This is a genomic window from Nocardia cerradoensis NBRC 101014 (assembly GCF_000308535.1).
GTDB lineage: Bacteria > Actinomycetota > Actinomycetes > Mycobacteriales > Mycobacteriaceae > Nocardia > Nocardia cerradoensis.
In genome coordinates this window covers 1-7025 of the sequence record NZ_BAFW01000100.1, presented here as the reverse complement: position 1 = coordinate 7025, position 7025 = coordinate 1, and the positions used below count along the sequence as shown (strand labels likewise).

Annotated in this window: 8 protein-coding genes; 3 read left to right on the top strand and 5 right to left on the bottom strand. The window is 69.7% G+C overall.

From position 1 onward, the window contains the following. Positions 1-858: cytochrome P450 (locus tag ON23_RS11100; RefSeq protein ID WP_039778004.1), on the bottom strand; the 858-nt coding region annotated here is incomplete at its 3' end. 87 nt (positions 859-945) lie between these two features. Between ON23_RS11100 and ON23_RS35875 the strand changes: the two genes are divergently transcribed. After that, complete coding sequence (locus tag ON23_RS35875) at positions 946-1611, top strand: TetR/AcrR family transcriptional regulator (protein WP_143860137.1); 666 nt, start codon at positions 946-948, stop codon at positions 1609-1611. 138 nt (positions 1612-1749) lie between these two features. Further along, the gene (locus ON23_RS11090) at positions 1750-3288 is read left to right on the top strand and encodes an NAD(P)/FAD-dependent oxidoreductase (protein ID WP_083903841.1); all 1539 of its coding nucleotides are present in this window, start codon (positions 1750-1752) and stop codon (positions 3286-3288) included. A 154-nt stretch (positions 3289-3442) separates the two neighbouring features. Here ON23_RS11090 and ON23_RS11085 read toward each other — a convergent pair whose 3' ends face one another. The 4 genes from ON23_RS11085 to ON23_RS11070 form a co-directional block, all read right to left on the bottom strand. Next, positions 3443-4129: an urease accessory protein UreD gene (locus ON23_RS11085; RefSeq protein ID WP_039778006.1), complete on the bottom strand. Its 687-nt coding sequence runs from the start codon at positions 4127-4129 to the stop codon at positions 3443-3445. Continuing rightward, positions 4119-4832, bottom strand: a complete 714-nt coding sequence (ureG, locus tag ON23_RS11080; protein WP_039778003.1) for an urease accessory protein UreG — start codon at positions 4830-4832, stop codon at positions 4119-4121. The genes ON23_RS11085 and ureG overlap by 11 nt, the downstream gene beginning before the upstream one ends. Positions 4833-4901: 69 nt before the next feature. After that, positions 4902-5534, bottom strand: coding sequence for an urease accessory protein UreF (locus ON23_RS11075; RefSeq protein WP_039778002.1), 633 nt, complete (start codon positions 5532-5534; stop codon positions 4902-4904). A gap of 49 nt (positions 5535-5583) precedes the next feature. Then, positions 5584-6423 carry an oxidoreductase gene (locus ON23_RS11070; protein ID WP_039778000.1) on the bottom strand — a complete coding sequence of 280 codons (840 nt, stop codon included), beginning with the start codon at positions 6421-6423 and terminating at the stop codon, positions 5584-5586. Positions 6424-6570: 147 nt separating this feature from the next. On the opposite strand from ON23_RS11070, the gene ON23_RS11065 reads away from it, so the two are divergent. Further along, positions 6571-7025, top strand: a 455-nt coding sequence (locus ON23_RS11065; RefSeq protein ID WP_157170204.1) for a TetR/AcrR family transcriptional regulator, incomplete at its 3' end; no start/stop codon positions are given.

The following is a 7025-nucleotide window of genomic DNA, read 5'->3' as shown; positions in this document are numbered from 1 at the left end:
GACCACGTCGGCGTCGGAGAACATCGCACCGTCCTCGGCGCGGGCGTGACACAGCGCGGAGAAGAAGTCCGCGCCCTCCTCGCGACGCTTGTGCGGCACCATCGAGGTGAAATACTCCTCGAGCGTCCGGCGCCCGCGCAGACCGGCGCGCCACGCGCCGCCGGGCACCGGATAGCGCACCAGGGCCAGCGGTGCGTGGGTGCAGTCGAGGAAGGCCTGACCGAGCTGGTGGCGTTGCGGCCCGGCGTCGACGCCCATGAAGGTTTCGGTGGCGATCTCGAGAGTGAGATCTTTCACCGTCGGATACAGCCGCAGGGTGCGCGCACCGGCCGGACTCCAGCGCTCGACGGCGGCCTCGACCACCGGGCTCAATTGCGCCAGATGCGATTCCAGCCGCTCGCGGGTGAATGCCTGCTGCATGATGCGCCGGTGGAACATGTGCTCGGAGAATTCCAGCAGCAGCAGTCCGCGGCGGAAGAACGAGCCGATGAGGAAGTCCCAGCCCTGCCCGAAATCGTTGCGCCGCTTGCCGAGTACCTCGTCGACGGCCTGCGGACCGGCGACCAGGACGCGGTCGACACCGAAGGATTTGTTGTAGCTGACCGGGCCGTAGCGGCGGTACCGGTCGTACATCTCGGCCGGTCCCCAGCGCAGATACTGCAGCGAGCGGCCCAGCACGGGTAGTCCGGCGTCGCCGCGCACGGCCGATGCCGCACTGCCCCGCGGTGGTGTGGCCAGGACCTGCTCCCGCGCCGGTAATCGGTGCAGCAGCCGGTCGATCGGACGGCCGTCCGGTATTTCGATGAAGCCGATGTTCTCCCGCTCGGCGCCGGAGGGACGCGGGTCGACGCTGACCATGGCTGATGCCTCCCGAACACAGCGACCGCGCCACGCCGCCCGGCCGCAAGAAAAGTACACCTCGTACATTAGAGGTAGGATCGCGCTGTGACAAGGGACACAGAAATTCGGCGTCCAGGCCGACCGCCCGGGCCACCCCGGGATCCCGACCGCCGGCGCGCGGAGATCCTCGACGCGGCCGAGCGGGTGGTGGCCCGATCCGGAGCGCGCATGACGATCGCGCAGGTCGCCGCCGAGGCCGGGTACGCGCGCACCGCGGTGTACGCGGTGTTCCCGGACCTCCCGGCGCTGATCGACGCGCTGGCCGAGCGACATATGAACGCGATCATCGCCGCCGCCGACCAGCTGCTGGCCCAGCCGCTACCCGCACGACAGCTGCTGCGGGCGGTGGTGACCCTGATGTGCGATTTCGTCGACGCCAATCCCAACCTGCACCACGTCATGATGCAGCGGCTCGAGCGCGGCGACGCCGAGCATCGGCCGTTCTTCACTCGCGTATCCGATTGGGCGACATCGATATTCGACATCATCCTGCGCCGCCTCGACGCCGACCCGGCGCTGGCGCGGATCTGGGCCACCGCCACCGTCGGCGCCATTCTGATGTCGGCCGAGGCCTGGATCCAGCAGCCGACCCGATCGCGCGCCGAATTCGTCGACCAGCTCGCGGCCTTCCTGTGGCCGAGCGTGGAAAGCATCGGCGGCGACCGCCTCGTCGGGCCGCTGGTGGGCGCGGCGGAGCCGGTGCCGAAGTGATCGCATACCCGCCCCGTGCGGGCCGAAACCGGGGCCCGGGGCGCGGACGCGCCGACATTCGGTGCTCGTCGTGACTGCCTCCGGGCAGCCGACTACCGTTGAGCCTGTCGTAGACCGAACGTCCGGCGAGGAGCGCTGATGGGAACCGAAACTGTCGAGAACCGACGCCACCGCGTGGTGGTGATCGGATCCGGCTTCGGCGGCTTGTTCGCGTGCAAACATCTCGAGCACGACAACGTCGATGTCGTACTGATCTCCAAGACCTCCACGCATCTGTTCCAACCGCTGCTCTACCAGGTCGCCACCGGCATCCTGTCGACCGGTGAGATCGCCCCCGCCACCCGCATCGTGCTGCGCAAACACCACAACACGCGGGTGATCCTGGGCGAGGTCCACGATATCGACCTGGTGAACAAGACCGTGACGTCGAAACTGCTCAACCAGGACACCGTCACCTCCTTCGACAGCCTCATCGTCGCGACCGGCGCCCAGCAGTCCTATTTCGGCAACGACCAGTTCGCCACCTACGCGCCGGGGATGAAGACCATCGACGACGCGCTGGAACTGCGCGCGCGCATCCTCGGCTCGTTCGAGGAGGCCGAGCTGGCCAAGACCCAGGAGGAACGCGACCGGTTCCTGACCTTCGTCGTGGTCGGCGCCGGACCGACCGGCGTCGAACTGGCCGGCCAGATCGCCGAACTCGCCGACCGCACCCTCGTCGGCACCTTCCGCAACATCGATCCACGCGACGCGCGCGTTCTGCTGGTCGAAGGCGCCGGCGCGGTGCTCGCGCCCATGGGCCCCAAACTCGGCGGCAAAGCGCAACGCCGCCTCGAGAAGATGGGCGTGGAGATCCAGCTCAACGCCATGGTCACCGACGTCGACGCCCGTGGTGTGACGGTCAAGGACAAGGACGGCAGCGAGCGTCGCATCGAATCGGCGTGCAAGGTGTGGTCGGCCGGTGTGCAGGCCAGCGAACTGGGCAAGATGCTGGCCGAACGGTCCAAGGGCACCGAAACCGACCGGGCCGGGCGGGTCGTGGTCGAACCGGATCTGACGATCAAGGGGTATCCGAACGTCTTCGTCGTCGGCGACCTGATGGCGGTGCCCGGTGTGCCCGGTCAGGCGCAGGGCGCCATTCAGGGCGCCACCTACGCGGCCAAGCAGATCAAGGCCGAGGTCGCCGGTAAGCAGACCCCGGATCAGCGCAAGCCGTTCAAGTACTTCAACAAGGGCAGTATGGCGACGGTGTCGCGGTTCAACGCCGTCTGCCAGATCGGCAAGCTGGAGTTCTCCGGCTTCCTCGCGTGGCTCATCTGGCTGGTGCTGCACCTGTACTACCTGATCGGCTACCGCAGCCGGACCGTCACGGTGTTCCAGTGGTTCGTCGCCTTCCTCGGCCGCAACCGCGGGCAGATGGCGGCCACCGAACAGTGGGTCTTCGCCCGGCTGGCACTCGAGGCCATGAACGGCAACGAGAACGACGCCCGGGCGGTGCAGGCCGAGGTCGGCAACACGACACCTCCCGCCGCGCCGGGTGAACCTCCGGCGAAGCCGGCGGCCGCTACGCCGGACGGCGAGAAGTCCTCGGGCACAAGCGAATCCGCTGCCGAGGCTCCCGCCTCCGGCAGCAGCGAGTCGACCACCTCCGGCTCGTCACGTCCGAAGGCCGGCTGAGCACCCCCGGTTCACCACCGCAGCGCCGAGGGCCGCGAGCCGATGAGCTTGCGGCCCTTGCGTATTCGCGGCATATTCACGACAGACCGTGTACCCACATTTCCGCGACCACGGCTGGCGCCCCCTGATCTCGGCGGGCAGCGTCTGAGGAGGGTCACCCAGCGTCGACGCAGAGACGGCGACCGCCGGGCGCTTCGGACAGCCGCGCACCCGTCCACGTCGACAACGAGCCACCGGCGGCGAGCGGAAGCAACGCCGCCGCCACACCGGTGGTGGTGGCGGGGCTGTCGTCGGGGTATCGCAGCTCGCTGCACAGCGCGCGCGGGGCCGACAATAGGTCGTCGGCGGCGGTACCGGCGCCGAGTTCGAGGCGATGCCGCAGCAGCGGCAGGGCGTCGAGGTCGGCGACGAGGTCCCCGCACCAGCGGCCGTGATCCTCGCCGGTGCGGCCGATCTGCACGCGTTCGCGGATGCGGATCCGGGCATCGGCGGCCAGCCGCACCGTGGTGACGACACGATGGTCGGCTCCCCCGGCGACGACCGTCGGTTCCGGATCGAAGTCCAGTTCGCCGCCCGCCCCGACGTCGAGAGACCACGACGCCGTCGACGTCCGGGTGATGCGGCCGGGCAGCACGATCGTCGCCGCCACCGAGCGAACCACCAGACGCGCACCGGGCTCGACCGCGATGCGGATGTCGAGCTCGTCCCCGCCGAGCGGCGTGGCCGCGGCACCGATCAGATGCACCGTATCCGGGCCGGTGCAGCGGACCGCCAGCGCGCCGGTGGCCGCCGACCACGGCAGGGCCCCGGCGCGTGCGACGATGCGAATCTCAGTGCGCAACAGCACTTTCCCCGGCGGCCTCGGCGGCCGCCGCCGCGTCCAGCTGATCGCGCACCCACGCCAGCACCGGTGTCGCGGCCGGATCCTCGGTCAGCGAGCTGAAGACGAACGGGCGGCCCGCGCGCACCGCGGCGGAATCGCGGCGCATCACCTCGAGATCGGCGCCCACCATGGGCGCCAGGTCGGTCTTGTTGATCACCAGCAGATCCGAGAACGTCACGCCCGGACCGCCTTTGCGCGGCACCTTGTCACCGCCGGCCACGTCGACGACGAAGATCTGCGCATCGATCAGGCCCGCGGAGAAGGTCGCGGTGAGGTTGTCGCCGCCGGATTCGACCAGAATCAGATCCAGCGGCGGATTCGCCTCGATCAGATCGTCGATGGCGTCGAGATTGGCGGTGATGTCGTCGCGAATGGCGGTGTGCGGGCAGCCGCCGGTCTGCACCGCGCTGATGCGTTCGTCGGGCAGGACGGCGTGCCGGCGCAGGAAGTCGGCGTCCTCGGTGGTGTAGATGTCGTTGGTCAGCACCGCCAGCGACAGTTCCGCGCGCAACTGCCGGCACAGCGCCGCGACCAGCGCCGTCTTCCCGGATCCGACCGGCCCGCCGATCCCGATGCGCACCGGCTCCCCCGGCGTGCGCACTCGCTTGGGACGGTCATGGGCGTGATCGTGCGGTTCACCGTCGATCAGATGGGGCGGCATGAGCTCTCCTTCGGGCCTCGACTCTCGCCGATCATCGTGGCCGATCCATGTGAACCCGGTGTTACCTCGCTAGGACGCGAACAGCGGCATCTCGCGGTCGAGGTGGCGTTGAGCGAGCACGTCACCGAGCGGATCGGAGAGGGCGGCCGGGCCGATCGCGGCTGTGCGGGCCGTGTCGTCGCACAGCGCGGCCAACTCCAGCGTGATCGCCGCGACCGCGGCCGGGTCGAGTGCGAGCAACCGTTGGGCCGCGGTGGCGGCTCCGGTCATCGTCGTATAGACCACGACTCCGGCGATCTCGACCGGCCGCACCCCTGCGGCCCGGCCCACGACACCGAACACCGTGGACAGGTGCGGCCGCGCGCCCAGGCCGGACCAATCATGCTGCGGCCATACCTGTTTCGCGAGCCGCAGCAGTCCGCGGCCCTGTGCCCGCGAGGCCGTGCGCGCCGCCGGCGCCGGGGTGCGGGCATCGGCTTCCGCCTCGGCCGCCGAGGGGGTCAGCGCGCCGGCGCAGACAGCCGCCGACAACGACGCCGCGACCAGACCCGTGGTGCGGATCCGGCGTCGCAGATAAGCCGCCACCGTGTCGACGTCGCGCAGCAATCCGGAGGTGACGGCCTCTTCGACTCCGCCCGAATGCACGTGCCCGCCGATGGGCAGCCGCGAGTCGGCGAGCGACATCACCATCGCGAGACTCATGGGCATCTCCTGCGGCCGGGCACGATCTCCGATCCTAGAACCGCGCGGGTCAGCCCGCGGGCGCGAAGTCCGCCGAGGCGCTCACCACGGCCCACTTCTCGGTCTCCTCGGCCCGGACCTGTCCGGCCGCCCGCGCCGCGGCCAGCGCATCACTGCCCAGCAGCAGGCGGCGTGGCGGTTCCTCCGAGTCGGCCACCTCGACGATGATGCGGGCAGCGCGAGCGGGGTCGCCGGGCTGGGATCCGTCGTTGCCACGGCGGAAACGGTGGACGGCGCCGACGGTCGCCTCATAGTCGGCTCCCACCGGATGGATGGTCATCGAGGCACCCTGCCAGTCGGTGCGGAAGGCGCCCGGCTCGACGATCACGACCCGGACCCCGAACGGTGCCACCTCGCTCGCCAGCACCTCGGAGAATCCCTCGACCGCGAATTTCGCCGTCTGATAGGCGCCCAGCCCGGGTGAACCACCGACTCGGCCGCCGATCGAGGAGATCTGGACGAAGGTCCCCGAACGCTGGGTCCGCAGCACCGGGAGCGCGGCGCGGGTGACGTGCACGACGCCGAACAGGTTGGTCTCGACCTGCGCCCGGAAATCCTCGGCGGCCATCTCCTCGATCGGGGCGCTGTCGGCGTATCCGGCGTTGTTGACCACGACGTCGAGGGAGCCGAAGGTCTCGGTGGCCGCGCGCACGGCCGCCTCGGCCGCCGCCGGGTCGGTGACGTCCAGCCGCACCGGCAGGATGTGCGAGCCGTAGCGCCCCACCACGTCGTCGAGCTGTTCGGGGCGGCGCGCACCGGCGACGACCCGATGCCCGGCGGCCAGCGCGGCCTCGGTCAGTTCCCGTCCCAGGCCCCGCGACGCACCGGTGATCAGCCATGTTCCGGCCATATTCTCTTCTCCGTCCCACGGTCCGGGCGCTGTCGGGGCGACCGGACATTTTCAAATGCCACATCAATGTAGCACTTACTTAAATTTCCGCTACTGCTTCGCAGCGCTTATTCATGGATCCGCTGCTTACATGTGTACATTGAAGCCGTGAGAGCTGACGCCGCCCGCAATATCGAACAGGTGCTGACCACCGGAGCCCGGCTGCTCGCCGACGACCCGTCGGCGAGCCTGTCGGCCATCGCCGCCGAAGCCGGCGTGGACAGGCGCACCGTCTACCGCCGCTTCGCCTCACGCGACGAACTTCTCGCGGCCGTCTATCAGGCTCGATACGACGCGGTCGAGGAAGCCATCGCCAGTGTCCGGCTCCGGGAGGCACCGGTCGCGGTCGCCCTGCACCGGTACGTCGAAGCGATCATCGGCGTCAACCGCCGCTGGCCGGTACAGACAGCGAGACTGGTGGCCGACGACACGATTCGCGAGCGCCGTGCACCGCTGATCGCGGAGGTCGACGCGTTTCTGCGCCGAGCCACCGACGAAGGTCTGCTGCGGCCCGGCCTCCCCGAGGGCTGGGTGTCGACGCTGCTGGCGCAGCTGATGGTCAA

Excerpts from the sequence above, each read along its gene's own strand:
- ON23_RS11090 (WP_083903841.1), top strand. The coding sequence starts at position 1,750 with ATGGGAACCGAAACTGTCGAGAACCGACGCCACCGCGTGGTGGTGATC.
- ureG (WP_039778003.1), bottom strand. The coding sequence starts at position 4,832 with ATGCCGCCCCATCTGATCGACGGTGAACCGCACGATCACGCCCATGAC.
- ON23_RS11075 (WP_039778002.1), bottom strand. The coding sequence starts at position 5,534 with ATGAGTCTCGCGATGGTGATGTCGCTCGCCGACTCGCGGCTGCCCATC.
- ON23_RS11070 (WP_039778000.1), bottom strand. The coding sequence starts at position 6,423 with ATGGCCGGAACATGGCTGATCACCGGTGCGTCGCGGGGCCTGGGACGG.